At 61.3% G+C, this 18,719-nt stretch carries 13 protein-coding genes; 6 read left to right on the forward strand and 7 right to left on the reverse strand.

Translation table 11 applies throughout. From position 1 onward, the window contains the following. Window positions 1-247: 247 nt before the first annotated feature. From tig to LOY34_RS08905, 6 genes are all read left to right on the forward strand, one after another. Window positions 248-1,561, forward strand: a complete 1,314-nt coding sequence (tig, locus tag LOY34_RS08880) for a trigger factor (protein WP_258664587.1) — start codon at window positions 248-250, stop codon at window positions 1,559-1,561. A 91-nt stretch (window positions 1,562-1,652) separates the two neighbouring features. After that, window positions 1,653-2,294: an ATP-dependent Clp endopeptidase proteolytic subunit ClpP gene (gene clpP, locus LOY34_RS08885; protein ID WP_010224369.1), complete on the forward strand. Its 642-nt coding sequence runs from the start codon at window positions 1,653-1,655 to the stop codon at window positions 2,292-2,294. A 108-nt stretch (window positions 2,295-2,402) separates the two neighbouring features. Continuing rightward, complete coding sequence (gene clpX / locus LOY34_RS08890) at window positions 2,403-3,686, forward strand: ATP-dependent Clp protease ATP-binding subunit ClpX (protein ID WP_010224368.1); 1,284 nt, start codon at window positions 2,403-2,405, stop codon at window positions 3,684-3,686. 151 nt (window positions 3,687-3,837) lie between these two features. Next, window positions 3,838-6,234 (forward strand): endopeptidase La, encoded by a 2,397-nt coding sequence (gene lon, locus LOY34_RS08895; protein ID WP_045202125.1) that lies wholly within the window; start codon window positions 3,838-3,840, stop codon window positions 6,232-6,234. A 148-nt stretch (window positions 6,235-6,382) separates the two neighbouring features. After that, window positions 6,383-6,655: an HU family DNA-binding protein gene (locus LOY34_RS08900; RefSeq protein WP_045202124.1), complete on the forward strand. Its 273-nt coding sequence runs from the start codon at window positions 6,383-6,385 to the stop codon at window positions 6,653-6,655. Between the two features lie 198 nt (window positions 6,656-6,853). Further along, complete coding sequence (locus LOY34_RS08905; RefSeq protein WP_195883452.1) at window positions 6,854-8,725, forward strand: SurA N-terminal domain-containing protein; 1,872 nt, start codon at window positions 6,854-6,856, stop codon at window positions 8,723-8,725. Between the two features lie 125 nt (window positions 8,726-8,850). Here the strand turns inward: LOY34_RS08905 and LOY34_RS08910 are convergent, their stop codons facing one another. The 7 genes from LOY34_RS08910 to gloB form a co-directional block, all read right to left on the reverse strand. Continuing rightward, the gene (locus LOY34_RS08910) at window positions 8,851-10,461 is read right to left on the reverse strand and encodes an ABC transporter ATP-binding protein (RefSeq protein ID WP_258664590.1); all 1,611 of its coding nucleotides are present in this window, start codon (window positions 10,459-10,461) and stop codon (window positions 8,851-8,853) included. Window position 10,462: 1 nt separating this feature from the next. Further along, entirely contained in the window at window positions 10,463-11,482 is a 1,020-nt protein-coding gene (locus tag LOY34_RS08915) for an ABC transporter permease (RefSeq protein WP_045202118.1), read from the reverse strand. Window position 11,483: 1 nt separating this feature from the next. Further along, window positions 11,484-12,557 (reverse strand): microcin C ABC transporter permease YejB, encoded by a 1,074-nt coding sequence (locus LOY34_RS08920; protein WP_045202116.1) that lies wholly within the window; start codon window positions 12,555-12,557, stop codon window positions 11,484-11,486. Between the two features lies 1 nt (window position 12,558). Continuing rightward, on the reverse strand, window positions 12,559-14,412 hold the full coding sequence (locus LOY34_RS08925; RefSeq protein ID WP_195883454.1) for an extracellular solute-binding protein: 1,854 nt from the start codon (window positions 14,410-14,412) through the stop codon (window positions 12,559-12,561). Next, the gene (locus LOY34_RS08930; RefSeq protein WP_195885971.1) at window positions 14,409-16,238 is read right to left on the reverse strand and encodes an extracellular solute-binding protein; all 1,830 of its coding nucleotides are present in this window, start codon (window positions 16,236-16,238) and stop codon (window positions 14,409-14,411) included. Before LOY34_RS08930 ends, LOY34_RS08925 begins: the two co-directional genes overlap by 4 nt. A gap of 126 nt (window positions 16,239-16,364) precedes the next feature. Beyond that, window positions 16,365-17,789, reverse strand: coding sequence for a LysM peptidoglycan-binding domain-containing protein (locus tag LOY34_RS08935; RefSeq protein ID WP_195883455.1), 1,425 nt, complete (start codon window positions 17,787-17,789; stop codon window positions 16,365-16,367). Between the two features lie 99 nt (window positions 17,790-17,888). After that, entirely contained in the window at window positions 17,889-18,668 is a 780-nt protein-coding gene (gloB, locus tag LOY34_RS08940) for a hydroxyacylglutathione hydrolase (RefSeq protein ID WP_195883456.1), read from the reverse strand. Window positions 18,669-18,719: the final 51 nt, after the last annotated feature.

Genomic DNA, 18,719 nt, shown 5'->3' on the forward strand with positions numbered 1-18,719 from the left:
TTTGACAAGATTTTATGCAGCCCAGGGGCTGGATCATCATGGCTTCAGCTGTGGCGTCCAGGCCAGGGGCTGCGTGTGTTGAGCGGCCTTGGGCAAGGTTTTTGCCGGGGTCTTTGAATTAAATGGACCGGCGTACTTTCTCGTCGTCCTGAACGGGGTGACTTCTGGTCTTTGAGCCACTAGAATGCTTGCCCTTGATTCTGGAGTCGGGTATCGCCGGCTAACGTCTGTGCAACGAGGAATATCCATGCAAGTTTCTGTTGAAAATACTTCTGCTCTCGAGCGCCGCATGACCATCGCCGTTCCGGCCGAGCGCGTCGAGACCGAAGTCAACAAGCGTCTGCAACAGACTGCCCGTCGCGCCAAGGTCCCAGGCTTCCGTCCTGGCAAAGTGCCGATGAGCGTGATCCGTCAGCGCTACGAAGACGCCGCCCGTCAGGAAGCCTTCGGCGACCTGGTCCAGGCTTCCTTCTACGAAGCCGTGGTCGAGCAGAAGCTGAACCCGGCTGGCGCCCCTGCCGTCGAGCCAAAATCGTTCGAAAAGGGCAAAGATCTCGAATACGTCGCCATTTTCGAAGTATTCCCTGAGTTCACCGTTGCCGGTTTCGACTCGATCGCCGTCGAGCGCCTGAGCGCCGAAGTGGCTGACGCCGACCTGGACAACATGCTCGAAGTGCTGCGCAAGCAAAACGTGCGTTTCGAAGCCGCTGACCGCGCTGCCCAGAACGAAGACCAGTTGAACATCGATTTCGTCGGCAAGGTCGACGATGAAGTGTTCGCTGGCGGTTCGGCCAAGGGCACCCAGCTGGTACTGGGTTCCGGCCGCATGATCCCGGGCTTCGAAGAAGGCCTGGTCGGCGCCAAGGCCGGTGAAGAGCGCGTTCTGAACCTGACCTTCCCCGAGGACTATCAGAACCTGGACCTGGCTGGCAAAGCTGCCGAGTTCACCGTTACCGTCAACAGTGTTGCCGAGCCAAAGCTGCCTGAGCTGACCGAAGAGTTCTTCGCCCAGTTCGGTATCAAGGAAGCAACCCTGGAAGGTTTCCGCACCGAAGTTCGCAAGAACATGGAGCGTGAACTGCGTCAGGCGATCAAGACCAAGGTCAAGAACCAGGTAATGGACGGCCTGCTGGCTGCCAACCCGATCGAAGTCCCGAAAGCCCTGCTGGAAAACGAAGTGAACCGCCTGCGCGTTCAAGCCGTTCAGCAGTTCGGTGGCAACATCAAGCCTGAGCAACTGCCGGCCGAGCTGTTCGAAGAGCAAGCCAAGCGCCGCGTCGTGCTGGGCCTGATCGTCGCCGAAGTGGTCAAGCAGAACGAACTGAAGCCGGACGAAGACCGCGTTCGCGAAATGATCCAGGAAATGGCTTCGGCTTACCAAGAGCCTGAGCAGGTCGTCGCTTGGTACTACAAGAACGACCAGCAACTGAACGAAGTTCGTTCGGTTGTGCTGGAAGAACAAGTTGTGGATACTGTTCTGCAGAAAGCGACTGTGACCGACAAATCGGTCTCGTACGAAGAAGCCGTAAAACCAGCCCAGGCACCTGCCGCCGCTGAGTAATACGCCAGCTTCGTAGGAAAACACCACAAGCCAGCCTTCGAGCTGGCTTGTGCGTATTCAAGACATGACTATTTGGGAGTGAGTGCAGGACATGTCCCGCAATTCTTATTATCAGCAGAGCTCTGACATCCAGGCCGCAGGCGGCCTGGTCCCGATGGTTATCGAGCAATCCGCTCGTGGCGAACGCGCCTATGACATCTACTCGCGCCTTCTGAAGGAGCGGGTGATCTTCCTGGTCGGCCCGGTAGAGGACTACATGGCCAACCTGGTAGCGGCGCAGATGCTGTTCCTTGAAGCGGAAAACCCGGACAAGGATATCCATCTCTACATCAACTCGCCGGGCGGTTCGGTGACTGCCGGCATGTCGATCTACGACACCATGCAGTTCATCAAGCCGGACGTCTCGACCATCTGCATCGGCCAGGCCTGCAGCATGGGCGCCTTCCTGCTGGCCGCAGGTGCCAAGGGCAAGCGTCACTGCCTGCCGAACTCGCGGGTGATGATTCACCAGCCACTGGGCGGTTTCCAGGGCCAGGCCACGGATATCGAGATCCACGCCAAGGAAATCCTCTCCATCAAGTCGCGTCTGAACGAGCTGCTGGCCTACCACACAGGTCAGGACCTGGAGACCATCAAGCGCGATACTGAGCGCGACAATTTCATGAGCGCCGAGCGCGCAGCCGAATACGGCCTGATCGACTCGGTCTACGACAAGCGGCAACTGGCCTCCTGAATCCGGGTGCCAGAGCAGGCGGGCGCGCATTGCGCCTACCTGCGGACTTGAAAAAGCCCGCAATTGCCTTCATCTTGTGTTGCAAGCCTACCGGATTGGATCGATCGAATGACTGACACCCGTAACGGCGAGGACAACGGCAAATTGCTCTATTGCTCCTTCTGCGGCAAAAGCCAGCACGAAGTGCGCAAGTTGATTGCCGGCCCCTCGGTATTTATCTGCGACGAGTGCGTCGACCTGTGCAACGACATCATCCGTGAGGAGGTGCAGGAAGCCCAGGCCGAGAGCAGCGCGCATAAACTGCCTTCGCCGAAAGAAATCAGCACCATCCTGGACCAGTACGTCATTGGTCAGGAACGTGCGAAAAAGGTACTGGCGGTAGCGGTGTACAACCACTACAAACGCCTGAATCAACGCGACAAGAAGAACGACGACGTCGAGCTCGGCAAGAGTAACATCCTGCTGATCGGTCCGACGGGCTCGGGTAAGACCCTGCTCGCCGAAACCCTCGCGCGTCTGTTGAATGTACCGTTCACCATCGCCGATGCCACCACCCTGACCGAAGCCGGTTACGTGGGTGAGGACGTCGAGAACATCATTCAAAAACTGCTGCAGAAGTGCGACTACGACGTGGAAAAGGCCCAGATGGGCATTGTCTACATCGACGAAATCGACAAGATCTCGCGCAAGTCGGACAACCCGTCCATCACCCGCGACGTTTCGGGCGAGGGCGTGCAGCAGGCGCTGCTCAAGCTGATCGAAGGCACGGTCGCTTCGGTACCGCCGCAAGGTGGCCGCAAGCACCCGCAGCAGGAATTCCTGCAGGTCGATACGCGTAACATCCTGTTTATCTGTGGCGGTGCGTTCTCGGGCCTCGAAAAGGTCATCCAGGCGCGTTCCACCCGCGGCGGCATCGGCTTTGGTGCCGAAGTACGCAGCAAGCAGGAAGGCAAGAAGGTTGGCGAGTCGCTGCGTGAAGTCGAGCCTGACGATCTGGTCAAGTTCGGTCTGATCCCGGAGTTCGTCGGTCGTCTGCCGGTTCTGGCGACCCTCGACGAGCTCGACGAAGCTGCCTTGATGCAGATTCTGACCGAGCCGAAGAACGCCCTGACCAAGCAGTATGCCAAGCTGTTCGAAATGGAAGGCGTGGACCTGGAGTTCCGCAGTGATGCGCTCAAATCCGTGGCCCGCAAGGCCCTGGAGCGCAAGACCGGGGCCCGTGGCCTGCGTTCGATCCTCGAAGGCATCCTGCTCGACACCATGTACGAGATTCCTTCGCAGAAGGATGTCAGCAAGGTGGTGATCGACGAGAGCGTCATCGATGGTTCTTCGCAGCCGCTGTTGATCTACGAGAACAGCGAGCCGCAAGCCAAGGCTGCACCCGACGTCTGAGTCGCCACGCGGCTCGATTCAAGCAAGGGGCCTTCGGGCCCCTTTGCTTTTCCTGTCGCAGAGCTTGTTTTTTTGCGGGCCTGCCCCCACATTAACTCCACGCTCAAAATCCATCGGTTTCCGGCCATAAGGCCGCTGTAGAGGCGAAATCATGAAGACCACCCTCGACTTGCCTCTCTTGCCATTGCGCGATGTCGTCGTCTATCCGCACATGGTCATCCCACTGTTCGTGGGGCGCGAGAAGTCCATCGAGGCCCTTGAGGCCGCGATGACGGGCGAGAAGCAGATTCTCCTGCTGGCCCAGAAGAACCCCGCTGACGACGATCCAGGCGAAGACGCCCTGTACCGCGTCGGTACCATTGCCACCGTCCTGCAACTGCTGAAACTGCCCGATGGCACCGTCAAGGTGCTGGTCGAAGGCGAACAGCGCGGTGCGGTCGAGCGTTTCAACGAAGTCGACGGCCACATTCGTGCCGAAGTTTCGCTGATCGACGAATCCCAGGCTGCCGAGCGCGAGTCTGAAGTCTTCGTCCGCAGCTTGCTGTCACAATTTGAACAATATGTTCAGCTGGGCAAGAAAGTCCCGGCTGAAGTCCTGTCGTCGCTCAACAGCATCGATGAGCCCGGGCGCCTGGTCGACACCATGGCAGCGCACATGGCGCTGAAGATCGAGCAGAAGCAGGAAATCCTCGAGATCCTCGACCTGTCGGCCCGTGTCGAACACGTGCTGGCGCTGCTGGATGCCGAAATCGACCTGCTGCAGGTCGAGAAGCGTATCCGTGGCCGGGTCAAGAAACAGATGGAGCGCAGCCAGCGCGAGTACTACCTGAATGAGCAGATGAAGGCCATTCAGAAAGAGCTCGGCGACAGCGAAGAAGGTCACAACGAAGTCGAGGAGCTGAAAAAGCGTCTCGACGCTGCCGGCCTGCCGAAGGACGCCTACGCCAAGGCCCAGGCCGAGCTGAACAAGCTCAAGCAGATGTCGCCGATGTCGGCCGAAGCCACCGTGGTGCGCTCGTACCTCGACTGGCTGGTGCAGGTGCCGTGGAAGGCGCAGAGCAAGGTGCGTCTGGACCTGGCCAAGGCCGAGGAAATTCTCGACGCCGACCATTACGGCCTGGAGGAGGTCAAGGAGCGCATCCTTGAGTACCTCGCAGTGCAAAAACGGGTGAAAAAGATCCGTGGTCCGGTACTGTGCCTGGTCGGGCCGCCTGGCGTGGGTAAAACCTCGCTGGCCGAGTCGATCGCCAGTGCCACCAACCGCAAGTTCGTACGCATGGCCCTCGGTGGCGTGCGCGACGAGGCCGAGATTCGCGGTCACCGCCGTACCTATATCGGTTCGATGCCCGGTCGTCTGATTCAGAAAATGACCAAGGTTGGCGTACGCAACCCGCTGTTCCTGCTCGACGAAATCGACAAGATGGGCAGCGACATGCGCGGCGATCCGGCCTCGGCGTTGCTGGAAGTGCTCGACCCCGAGCAGAACCATAACTTCAACGATCACTACCTGGAAGTCGACTACGACCTCTCGGACGTGATGTTCCTCTGCACCTCGAACTCGATGAACATCCCGCCAGCCTTGCTGGACCGGATGGAAGTCATCCGCCTGCCGGGTTATACCGAGGACGAGAAGATCAACATCGCGGTCAAGTACCTGTCGCCCAAGCAGATCAAGGCCAACGGCCTGAAAAAGGGCGAGCTGGAGATCGACGTCTCGGCGATCCGCGACATCATCCGCTACTACACCCGCGAAGCCGGCGTGCGGGGCCTGGAGCGCCAGATCGCGAAAATCTGCCGCAAGGTGGTCAAGGAGCACGCCGGCCTCAAGCAGGTGGCGGTGAAGGTTACTGGCGAGCAGCTCGAGCACTACCTGGGCGTGCGCAAGTACCGCTACGGCCTGGCCGAGCAGCAGGATCAGGTTGGCCAGGTCACCGGCCTTGCCTGGACCCAGGTGGGCGGCGAACTGCTGACCATCGAAGCTGCAGTGATTCCGGGCAAGGGTCAGCTGATCAAGACCGGCTCGCTCGGTGACGTCATGGTCGAGTCCATCACTGCCGCGCAAACCGTGGTGCGCAGCCGCGCCCGCAGCCTGGGGATTCCTGCCGACTTCCACGAGAAGCGCGATACCCACATCCACATGCCCGAAGGCGCCACGCCCAAGGATGGTCCAAGTGCCGGTATCGGCATGTGCACCGCCCTGGTTTCGGCCCTGACCCAGATCCCGGTGCGTGCCGATGTGGCCATGACCGGCGAGATCACCTTGCGTGGTCAGGTGCTGGCAATCGGTGGTTTGAAGGAAAAACTGCTGGCCGCGCACCGGGGTGGAATCAAGACGGTGATCATTCCGGAAGAGAATGTGCGTGATCTGAAGGAAATTCCTGAGAATATAAAGCAGGATCTGCAGATTAAACCGGTCAAATGGATTGACGAAGTCCTCCAAATTGCGCTGCAATACGCCCCGGAGCCCTTGCCCGATGTGGCTCCGGAGATTGTCGCCAAGGATGAAAAGCGCGACAGCGATTCCAAGGAAAGAATCAGCACACATTAGTACGTATTTGGCTGGGGGGCTTTCTTGACAGTATTTTCAGGCCCTTGTTATAAAGCGGCACTTAAGTGTCAACAGGCCACCCAGCGCTCGTTTAGCTTTTCATTACATACTTAGAAACAAACTCAATAGAGATATAAGGGGACTTAGAGTGAACAAGTCGGAACTGATTGACGCTATCGCCGCATCTGCTGATATTTCGAAAGCTGCCGCTGGCAAAGCGCTGGACGCAGTAATCGAATCCGTCACCGGCGCCCTGAAGGCAGGTGACTCCGTGGTACTGGTAGGTTTCGGTACCTTCTCGGTCACCGACCGTCCAGCTCGCACCGGCCGCAACCCGCAAACCGGCAAGACTCTGGAAATCCCTGCCGCCAAGAAGCCTGGCTTCAAGGCTGGCAAGGCTCTGAAAGAAGCCGTCAACTAAGTCGCTTCCTTCAGGCTCACGCCTAACCGAGCCGGGCTCACGCCTGGTCCGGCTGCCGAGCGCCGGGAGGCCTGATACCAGGTTCCCGGCGCTCGGCCAGTTACGAGAAGGCGCATCCTCGGATGCGCCTTTCTTCTATCAGGACTCTACCCACGCTCCACGGTTGGTTCATTCAGTACAACCGTTTCTGGGGGACGCATGCTGCAGAATATCAGGGACAATTCACAAGGTTGGATTGCCAAGACCATCATCGGTGTCATCGTAGCCTTGATGGCACTGACCGGCTTCGATGCCATCTTCCAGGCCACCACCCACAGCCAGGACGCTGCCAAGGTCAATGGCGACAAGATCAGCCAGAACGAGCTGAGCCAGGCCGTCGACATGCAACGTCGACAGCTGATGCAACAGCTGGGCAAGGATTTCGATCCGGCCATGCTCAACGAGCAAATGCTGCGTGAAGCCGCGCTCAAGGGCTTGATCGATCGCAAGTTGCTGCTTCAAGGCGCCGAAGACGCCAAGTTCGCTTTCTCCGAAGCTGCCCTCGACCAACTGATCCTGCAAACCCCTGAGTTCCAGGTGGACGGCAAGTTCAGCCCCGAGCGCTTCGATCAGGTCATTCGCCAGATGGGCTACGGCCGTCTGCAGTTCCGCGAAATGCTGGCTCAGGAAATGCTCATCGGCCAACTGCGCACCGGCCTTGCCGGCAGCGGTTTTGTTACCGACGACCAGGTCGACGCTTTTGCCCGTCTGGAAAAACAGACCCGTGATTTCGCTTCGCTGACCTTCAAGGCCGATCCGGCCGCGGTCAAGGTTACCGACGAGCAGATCAAGGCGCACTACGACGAACACGCCAAGGAGTTCATGAGCCCCGACCAGGTCGTCATCGACTACATCGAGCTGAAGAAATCCGCGTTCTTCGACCAGGTTGAAGTCAACCAGGACGAGCTCAAGGCGCTGTACGAGAAAGAAATCGCCAACCTGGCCGAGCAGCGGCATGCCGCGCACATTCTTGTTGAAATCAATGACAAGGTGAACGAGGGGCAGGCCAAGGCCAAGATCGAAGAAATCCAGGCGCGCCTGGCCAAGGGCGAAGACTTTGCCACCCTGGCCAAGGAGTTCTCCCAGGACCCGGGCTCGGCCAGCAATGGCGGTGACCTCGGTTATGCCGGCCAGGGCGTTTATGATCCGGCCTTCGAAGACGCGCTGTATGCGCTGAACAAGGACCAGGTCTCGGGCCCGGTGCGTACCGAATACGGTTTCCACCTGATCAAGCTGCTCGATGTGCAGGCGCCTGAAGTGCCAAGCTTCGACAGCCTGAAAGACAAGCTGACTCGTGAGCTGAAAACCCAGCAGGTCGAACAGCGCTTTGTCGAAGTGACCAAGCAGCTCGAAGACTCGGCCTTCGAAGCCTCCGACCTGGCCCAGCCGGCGCAGGAACTGGGCCTGAAGGTGCATACCTCGCCAGCGTTCGGTCGTGAAGGCGGCGAAGGCATCACTGCCAACCGCGCGGTGATCCAGGCGGCATTCAGCACTGAAGTGCTGGAAGAAGGCTCCAACAGCACGGCGATCGAGCTGGATCCGGAAACCATCGTGGTGCTGCGCGTCAAGGAACACCGCAAGCCTGAGCAACTGGGCCTTGAAGTGGTCTCCGAGAGCATCCGCAAGCACCTGGCCAAAGAGCAGGCGACTGCTGCCCTGAAGACCAAGGCCGATGCCCTGATCGCCGGTCTGCGCGATGGCAAGATTGCCTTGGCGGCCAGCCAGGACGGTCAGGCCTGGAAGGTTCAGGAGGCGGTATCGCGTAGCCAGGACGGTATCGACCCGGTCGAGCTGCAGGCACTGTTCCGTATGAGCAAGCCTGAAGCCAAGGACAAGCCGGTGTACGCCAGCGTCGCCCTTAACGATGGTAGCCTGGTGGTACTGCGTCTGAACGGCGTCAACGAAGGCACAGCGGCCACTGAAGAAGAGAAAGCGAGCTACCGCCGCTTCCTCGCTTCGCGCGCCGGCCAGCAGGACTTCGCGGCATACCGCAAGCAGCTGGAAGCCAAAGCGGATATCACTCGCTACTGAGTGCTGGATGCTTGAAACAGAAAAGGCCGCTTATGCGGCCTTTTCTGTTTTCATCGCGGGGCAAGTCGGGTCGCCGCACCGCCGCTCCCGCCGGTTTGTAGGAGCGGGCTTGCCCCGCGAAGAGGCTACTGAGCGGCAGCTGGCACCAGAAACGCCGCCTCCAGCAACTGCCGGGTATACGCATGCTGCGGGTCGGCAAAGATGTCCGCCGCCACCCCTTGCTCCACCACCTGGCCTTGCTTGACCACCATCAACTGGTGGCTGAGCGCCTTGACCACCGCCAGGTCGTGGCTGATGAACAGGTAGGTGAGGTTGTACTTGCTCTGCAATGAGCGCAACAGCTCGACCACCTGGCGCTGCACGGTGCGGTCCAGGGCCGAGGTCGGCTCATCGAGCAGGATAAGCGCCGGTTTGAGCACCAGTGCCCGGGCAATGGCGATGCGCTGGCGTTGGCCGCCAGAGAACTCGTGCGGGTAACGGTGCCGCGCCTGCGGATCAAGGCCGACCTCTTGCAGGGCGGCAATGATTGCCTGCTCCTGCTCGGCGGCGCTGCCCATGCGGTGGATGCGCAGGCCTTCACCGACGATGTCGCTGACGCACATGCGCGGGCTGAGGCTGCCGAACGGGTCCTGGAAAACCACCTGCATCTGCCGGCGCAGCGGGCGCACCTGCTGCTGGGTCAGGTGCTCAAGGCTCGTGCCCTGAAAGCGGATGCTGCCCTGGCTGCCCAGCAGGCGCAGGATCGCCAGCCCCAGGGTCGACTTGCCCGAACCGCTTTCGCCGACAATGCCCAGGGTCTGGCCCTGGGGCAGGTCGAAGTTGATGCCGTCCACCGCCTTGACGTAATCGACGGTGCGTCGCAACAGACCCTTCTTGATCGGGAACCACACGCGCAGGTTCTCGACCTGCAGCATCGGCGCGCCGGGCGGGTTGCCAGCCGGGCCACCGCTGGGCTCGGCACCGAGGAGCATCTGCGTGTAGGGATGCTTGGGGTGGCGGAACAGTGCATCACAGTCGGCTTGCTCGACGATCTGGCCCTTTTGCATCACGCAGACCCGGTGGGCAATGCGCTTGACCAGGTTGAGGTCGTGGCTGATCAGCAGCAGCGCCATGCCCAGGCGTGCCTGCAGGGACTTGAGCAACTCGAGGATCTTCAACTGCACGGTGACGTCCAGCGCCGTGGTCGGTTCGTCGGCGATCAGCAGGTCAGGCTCGTTGGCCAGGGCCATGGCAATCATCACACGCTGCCTCTGGCCGCCTGAGAGCTCGTGTGGCAGCGCTTTGAGGCGTTTGTGCGGCTCGGGTATGCCGACCATCGCCAGCAGCTCCAGGGTGCGCTCGGTGGCCGCCTTGCCGCGCAGGCCCTTGTGCAGCAGGAGGATCTCGTTGATCTGCTTTTCGATGTTGTGCAGCGGGTTGAGTGAGGTCATCGGCTCCTGGAAGATCATCGCCACGCGGTTGCCGCGTATGCGCCGCATCTTTTTCTCGTCGAGGGTCAGCAGGTCTTGCCCTTCGAACAGGATGCTGCCGCTCGGGTGGCGGGCCAGCGGGTAGGGCAGCAGGCGCAGGATCGAGTGCGCCGTCACCGACTTGCCCGAACCGCTTTCACCGACCAGGGCCAGGGTTTCGCCGCGGCGGATGTCGAAGCTGACACCTTCGACCACCCGCTGGGATTGATCGCCGGTGACGAACTCGACGGCCAGGTCACGGACTTCGATCAAGGTTTGCTTGCTCATCTCATTTCCTCGGGTCGAAGGCATCGCGGGCGGACTCGCCGATGAACACCAGCAGGCTGAGCATCAAGGCCAGCACGGCAAACGCGCTCATGCCCAGCCAGGGCGCTTGCAGATTGGACTTGCCCTGGGCCACCAGTTCGCCCAGCGACGGCGCGCCGGGCGGCAGGCCGAAGCCGAGGAAGTCCAGGGCGGTCAGGGTGCCGATGGCGCCGGTGAGAATGAACGGCATGAAGGTCATGGTCGAAATCATCGCGTTGGGCAGGATATGCCGGTACATGATCGCGCCGTTCTGCATGCCCAGCGCCCGTGCCGCGCGCACGTACTCAAGGTTGCGCCCGCGCAGGAACTCGGCGCGCACCACATCCACCAGGCTCATCCACGAGAACAGCAGCATGATCCCCAGCAGCCACCAGAAGTTCGGTTGCACGAAGCTTGCGAGGATGATCAGCAGGTACAGCACCGGCAGCCCCGACCAGATTTCCAGGAAGCGTTGCCCGGCCAGGTCCACCCAGCCGCCGTAAAAACCCTGCAGGGCACCGGCGATCACGCCGATGATCGAGCTGAGGATGGTCAGGGTCAGGGCAAACAGCACCGAGATACGGAAACCATAGATGACCCGCGCCAGCACGTCGCGGCCCTGGTCGTCGGTGCCCAGCCAGTTCTGCGCCGACGGCGGGGCGGGGGCCGGGACCTTGAGGTCGTAGTTGATGCTCTGGTAGCTGAACGGGATCGGCGCCCACAGCACGAAGCTGTCCTTGGCGGCGAGCAGTTCGCGGATGTACGGGCTCTTGTAGTTGGCTTCCAGCGGGAACTCGCCGCCGAAGGTGGTTTCCGGATAGCGCTTGAGCGCCGGGAAATACCATTGGCCGTCGTAGCGCACGGCCAGTGGCTTGTCATTGGCGATCAGCTCGGCGCCCAGGCTCAGGCCGAACAGGATCAGGAACAGCCACAGCGACCACCAGCCGCGGCGGTTGGCCTTGAAGCGCTCGAAGCGCCGGCGATTCAGAGGTGACAGGTTCATCTCAGTGCTCCCGGCTGTCGAAGTCGATACGTGGGTCGACCAGGGTGTAGGTCAGGTCGCCAATCAGCTTCACCACTAGCCCGAGCAGGGTGAAGATGAACAGGGTGCCGAAGACCACCGGGTAGTCGCGGTTGATCGCCGCCTCGAAACTCATCAGGCCCAGGCCATCGAGGGAGAAGATCACCTCGATCAGCAGGGAGCCGGTGAAGAAGATACCGATGAACGCCGACGGGAAACCGGCGATCACCAGCAGCATGGCGTTGCGAAACACATGGCCGTAGAGCACGCGGTTAGGGCTCAGGCCCTTGGCCTTGGCGGTGACCACGTACTGCTTGTTGATCTCGTCGAGGAAGCTGTTCTTGGTCAGCAGGGTCATGGTCGCGAAGTTGCCGATCACCAGGGCGGTGACCGGCAGCACCAGGTGCCAGAAGTAATCGAGCAGCTTGCCGGCGGTGCTCAGCTCGTCGAAATTGTTCGAAGTCAGGCCGCGCAGCGGGAACCAGTCCAGGTAGCTGCCGCCAGCAAACAGCACGATCAGCAAGATGGCGAACAGGAACGCCGGAATGGCGTAGCCGATGATGATCGCCGAGCTGGTCCAGACGTCGAAGTGGCTGCCGTGACGGGTGGCCTTGGCGATGCCCAGGGGGATCGACACCAGGTACATGATCAGCGTGCTCCACAGCCCCAGGGAGATCGACACCGGCATCTTCTCGACGATCAGGTCGATGACCTTGGCATCACGGAAGAAGCTGTCGCCAAAATCCAGGTGGGCGTAGTTCTTGATCATGATCCACAAGCGTTCCGGCGCCGATTTGTCGAAGCCGTACATCTGCTCGATTTCCTTGATCAGGGCCGGGTCCAGGCCCTGGGCGCCGCGGTAGTTGGAGCCGGCCACCGAGACTTCGGCACCCCCTCCGGCAATCCGGCTGGTGGCGCCCTCGAAGCCTTCAAGCTTGGCGATCATCTGCTCGACCGGGCCGCCTGGGGCGGCCTGGATGATGATGAAGTTGATGATCAGGATGCCCAGCAGGGTCGGGATGATCAGCAGCAAACGGCGAAAGATATAGGCCAGCATGCTATTTCGCCCCTTCGGCCGCTTGCGCCTCGGGCGCCGGGTTCAGCGGCACCACCGGCTCGACATCCGGCTTGATCCACCAGGTGTTGATGCCGATGTCGTATTTGGGCGACACCTTGGGGTGGCCGATGTGGTTCCAGTAGGCCACGCGCCAGGTCTTGATGTGCCAGTTGGGGATCACGTAGAAGCCCCATTGCAGCACCCGGTCGAGGGCGCGCGAATGCTCGATCAGGCTTTGTCGCGAATCGGCGTTGATCAACTGCTCGACCAGGGTGTCGATGGCCGGGTCCTTCAGGCCGATGAAATTGCGGCTGCCGGGGTTGTCGGCGGCGGCGCTCTGCCAGAACTCGCGTTGCTCGTTGCCCGGCGAGTTGGACTGCGGGTAGCCGCCGACGATCATGTCGAAGTCCCGTGAGCGCAGGCGGTTGATGTACTGCGAAACATCGACCCGGCGAATCACCAGGTCGATGCCCAGGTCGGCGAGGTTGCGCTTGAACGGCAGCAGGATGCGTTCGAACTCGGTCTGGGCCAGGAGAAACTCGATCGACACTGGCTTGCCCTGAGCGTCGACCATCTTGTCGTCGACGATGCGCCAGCCTGCGTCCTGCAGCAGCTTGTAGGCTTTGCGCTGCTGTTCGCGGATCATGCCGCTGCCATCGGTGACCGGGTTGGCGAAGGGCTGGGTGAACACCTGGTCGGGGATCTTGCCGCGCAGCGGTTCGAGAATTTTCAGTTCGGCGGCGTCGGGCAGGCCGGTGGCGGCCATGTCGGAGTTCTCGAAGTAGCTGCGGGTGCGGGTGTAGGCACCGTTGAACAGCTGCTTGTTGGTCCATTCGAAGTCCAGCAACAGGCTCAGCGCTTCACGTACCCGCACATCCTGGAACAGCGGGCGGCGGATGTTGTAGACGAAGCCCTGCATGCCGGTCGGGTTACCGTTGGGCAGCTCTTCGAGGATCAGGCGTTTCTGCCGTACGGCTGGCACGTCGTAGGCGGTGGCCCAGCTCTTGGCGGCGGTTTCCAGGCGGTAGTCGAACTGGCCGGCCTTGAGCGCTTCGAGGGTGACGGCGCTGTCGCGGTAATAGTCGGTGGTCATCTCGTCGAAGTTGTAAAAGCCGCGATTGACCGCCAGGTCCTTGCCCCAGTAGTCCTTGACCCGCTCGTAGCGAATCGAACGCCCCGGCTTGACCTCGGCGACCTTGTACGGGCCGCTGCCCAGGGGAACTTCGAGGTTGCCCTTGGTGAACTCACGGTTTTCCCAGAAGTGCTTGGGCAATACCGGCAACTGGCCGAGGATCAGCGGCAGCTCGCGGTTGTTGCTGTGCTTGAACTTGAACAATACCCGCTGCGGATCTTCGGCGATCACTTCGGCGACGTCGGCGTAGTAACCGCGGTACAGCGGTGCGCCGTGCTTGATCAGGGTGTTGAAGGTGAACACCACGTCTTCAGCCTGCATCGGCTGGCCGTCATGAAAACGTGCTTCGGGGCGCAGGTAGAAGCGTACCCAGCTGTTGTCCGGAGCTTTCTCGATCTTGCCGGCGACCAGGCCGTACTCGGTGAAGGGCTCATCCAGGCTTTGGGTCATCAGAGTGTCGTAGATCAGGCCGATGTCATCGGCGGAAACACCCTTGTTGATGAACGGGTTGAGGCTGTCGAAGCCGCCGAAGCCGGCCTGGCGGAAGGTGCCGCCCTTGGGTGCGTCGGGGTTGACGTAGTCAAAGTGCTTGAAGCCTGCCGGGTATTTCGGCGCTTCATCGTAAAGGGTCACGGCGTGTTGCGGTGCAGCCAGTGCCTGGCCACCGAGGCAGGCCAGCAGCAGTGCGCAGGCCTTCAGGCGCAGGCGGGACATTGGCATCATTGGGCTTTCTCCGAAGGCTTGATCCACCAGCTGTTGAGCCCCAGGGTATAGGGCGGCGTGGCCACAAAGGCAAAGCGATTGCGGTAGGCCAGGCGGTGGTTGTCGAGATACCAGTTGGGAATCATGTAGTACTGCCACAGCAGCACCCGGTCCAGGGCGCGGGCGGCGGCCACTTGGTCTTCACGGCTCTGGGCGGCCAGCAGGGTGTCGAGCAGGTGATCGACCACCGGGTCTTTCACGCCAGCATAGTTCTTGCTGCCCTTGGTCGAGGCCTGGCTTGAGTGAAAGTACAGCCATTGTTCAAGGCCCGGGCTCAGGGTCTGGTTCAGGGTCATCAGAATCATGTCGAAGTCGAACTGGTCCAGGCGTTGTTTGTACTGGGCCCGGTCTACCGTGCGCAAGCGTGCTTCGATGCCAATGCTGGCGAGATTTTCGACATAAGGTTGCAGGATCCGTTCAAGGTTCGGATTGACCAGCAACAGTTCCAGCTTCAAGGGTTGCCCGGCGCTGTTGAGCAGGCGTTGGCCATTGAGCTTCCAGCCGGCCTGGCCGAGCAGCTCGAGGGCCTGGCGCAAGGTCTGGCGGTTGATCCCTCGGCCGTCGGTGTGGCTCACCGAATAGGGCTCGGTGAACAGCGCCGCAGGCAGTTGTTTGCGGTAGGGCGCCAGCAGCAGCCACTCCTTGCCCACCGGCAGGCCGCTGGCGGCGAATTCGCTGTTGGGGTAGTAACTGGTGGCGCGCTGGTAGGCGCTGCTGAACAGGGCGCGGTTGGTCCACTCGAAGTCGAGCATCAGCCCCAGTGCCTGGCGAACCCGCGCATCGCTGAAGGTCGCCCGGCGACTGTTCATGAACAGGCCCTGGGTCTGGGTCGGGATCTTGTGCGGGATCTGTGCCTTGATCACATCGCCGCGGCGCACCGCCGGGAAGTTGTAGCCGTTGGCCCAGTTCTTCGCCTGGTGCTCGATGTAGATGTCGAACTCACCAGCCTTGAAGGCTTCGAAGGCCACTGCGCTGTCGCGATAGAACTCGTACTCGACGCGGTCGACGTTGTACTTGCCGCGGTTCACCGCCAGGTCCTTGCCCCAGTAGTTCTTCACCCGCTCGAACACCAGGCGTCGCCCGGGCTGCACCTGGGTGATGCGGTAGGGGCCACTGCCCAAAGGCGGCTCGAAGGTGGTGGCCTTGAAGTCGCGGCCTTTCCAGTAGTGTGCCGGCAGCACCGGCATCTCGCCCAGGCGCAGGATCAGCAGCGGGTTGCCGGCGCGCTTGAAGACAAAGCGGATGCGTCGCGGGTTGAGGATATCGACGCGTTTGACTTCCTGCAGGTTGGTCCGGTAGATCGGATGGCCTTCCTTGAGCAGGGTGCGATAGGAGAACGCCACGTCGCTGGCGGTAATCGGCTTGCCATCGTGAAAGCGCGCTTCGGGGCGCAGGTTGAACACCACCCAGCTGCGGTCTTCGCTGTACTCGACCGAGCCTGCGATCAGGCCATAGCTTGAAGTGGGCTCATCACCGGAGGGGTCGTACTGGCCGGTGCCGACCATCAGGGTTTCGTTCAGCTCGCTCACCCCGTACTGCAAGAAGTTCGGCGTGGTGACCGGGCTTGAGCCCTTGAAGGTGTAGGGGTTGAGGGTGTCGAAGGTGCCAAATGCCATGGCGCGCAAGGTGCCGCCCTTGGGCGCTTGCGGATTGACCCAGTCGAAGTGGGTGAATTTGGCTGGATACTTGAGCGTGCCGAACTGGGCGTAACCGTGGCTTTCGCTGATTGTTGCGCCCGCGGGAAAGCTCAAGGCCAGGCTGAGTGACAGCAACAGGAGGGGACGTATCAAGTCGAGATCCGATCCAGGCGGCTTGGGCTTTATTCCAGCTACAGTAACAGCTTGTATCGACTGGAAAAAGAGTGCCGCGTGGGGCGGGGCAGGTGGCTCCGGTCAGTGACCGGAGCACGAACCTCAATGGTTGAGGTAGACGGTCAGGGTCTGGCCTGGCTTGAGGGCGTGGCCGCTGCGTGGGTTCCAGCGCTTGAGATGCTGCATCTCGACGTTGAAGCGCTTGGCCACCAGGTACAGCGAGTCGCCTTTGCGCACCTTGTACTGGGTGGATTTCTTCTGGTTCTTGGCGCCAACCGGCTGGGCGTTCTGCATCACCAGGGTCTGGCCGGCCTTGAGGTTCTTGCCGGAAAGCTTGTTCCAGCGCTGCAAGTCCTTGACGCTGACCTTGTTGGCCTTGGCGATGCTGGCCAGGTTGTCGCCACGCTTGACCCGGTAACGGCTGTTACGGGTTGTGGTGGTGCGCGGCGCCGCTTCGGCCATGGCAGCTTCGAACACGGCCTTTTTCGGCTGCAGGGTCAGCAGCTCTTCAGGCTTCATGTTCGACAGCGAAGCGGTCAGCAGTTGCGCCTTGGCGGTCGGCACCAGCAGTTGCTGCGGGCCGTCGACGGTCATGCGCTTCTTGAAGGCCGGGTTGAGCTGGAACAGTTCGTCTTCGTCGATCTCGGCCAGGGCTGCGACCCGTGACAGGTCGAGGCGGTCCTTGATCGCCACGGCTTCGAAGTAGGGCTCGTTGGCAATCGGGTTGAGGTTGACGCCATAGGCTTGCGGCGTCATCACCACCTGCGACAGGGCCAGCAGCTTGGGCACGTAGTCGCGGGTTTCCTGCGGCAGCGGCAGGTTCCAGTAGTCGGTTGGCAGGCCGAGCTTCTCGTTGCGCTCGATGGCGCGGCTGACCGTGCCTTCACCGGCGTTGTAGGCGGCCAGGGCCAGCAGCCAGTCGCCGTTGAACATGTCGTGCAGGCGGGTCAGGTAGTCCAGCGCGGCGTTGGTCGAGGCGGTGATATCGCGACGGCCATCGTAGAAGCGGGTCTGGCGCAGGTTGAAGTAACGCCCGGTGGACGGAATGAACTGCCACAGCCCCACCGCATGGGCCCGGGAGTAGGCCATGGGGTTGTAGGCACTCTCGATTGCCGGCAGCAGCGCCAGCTCCAGCGGCATGTTGCGCTCTTCGAGGCGTTCGACGATGTAGTGGATGTACAGGCTGCCACGGTCGCCGGCGGTTTCGAGGAACGAAGGATTACTGGCGAACCACAGGCGTTGCTGTTCGATGCGCGGGTTGACCGCAACTCCGTCCTGCAGTACGAAGCCCTGGCGCATGCGCTCCCAGACGTCCTGGGGGGCCTGCTCGACGACCGGCTTGACCGGTACGACCAACGGCTTCTGCTTGGCCCGGGCCTGGTAGTTGTGCGCGCGAACGCTGTCGGATTCGTCGACTTGACGGGTGCTCTGGCAGCCCACGAGGGTGGCGGCCAGGGCCAGCGCACTGGCTTGGGCCAGGCGCGTCAGGGCGACGGAATTGAAGGTTCTGCGGCTAGTGGACGACATTGGCTGGGACGAAGTTCCGGGCAAAAATGTCGGGGGATTCTAGAAAGCGGCCCCCCAACGGTCAACCTTTCAGAACTTTCCGTCACCAGCAGCGGCTGTTTAGAACGTATCTTTCCAAGCACGCAACCCAGCAAAAACAGCACTTGGCGTGGGGTATATCTTGCCATTCCGTTCGTCTAGTTTTTCTTTAACGGATGTTTCGGTGGTCCGCAGAAAGGGGTTGGTGAGCTTTTCCAGGGCCAGGGTTGATGGCAACGTGATGCGATCTTGTGCCCTAAGCTGGGTAACGTCGGCGAAGCGTTGGGCAATGTGCGGGTTTTCAGGCTCCACCGCCTGGGCGAAGCGCAGGTTGCTCAGGGTGTATTCGTGGGTGCAATACACCAGGGTGGCGGCGGGCAGCGCGGCCAGGCGCTGCAGGGAGTGGTGCATCTGCTCCGGCGTGCCCTCGAACAGGCGCCCGCAACCGGCGGCGAACAGGGTGTCGCCGCAGAACAGCACCGGGGTGGTTGTTTGCGGGCAATAATAGGCAATGTGTCCCAGGGTGTGTCCAGGCACCGCGATAACCTGGAAATCCAGGCCCAGAACGCGCACGCTGGCGTTTTCCTCCAGGGCCTGGTCACGGCCAGGGATGCGCTCGTGGGCCGGGCCGTAGACGGTCGCGCCGGTGTGCGACTTGAGCTGCTCGACGCCACCGACATGATCGTGGTGGTGATGGGTAATGAGGATGTCGCTCAGTTGCCAGCCGGGATGGCGCTCAAGCCAGGCCAGGACCGGCGCGGCATCGCCTGGATCGACCACCGCGCAACGCTGGTTGGCAGCATCTTGCAACAACCAGATGTAGTTATCGTTGAAAGCGGGCAGGGCATCGATCTGTATCATGGTGCGATTCGCCAAACGGTGGACATGGGTGCATCTTAGTAGCTATGCGCG

This window comes from Pseudomonas sp. B21-009 (genome assembly GCF_024749345.1).
Classification (GTDB): Bacteria; Pseudomonadota; Gammaproteobacteria; order Pseudomonadales; family Pseudomonadaceae; genus Aquipseudomonas.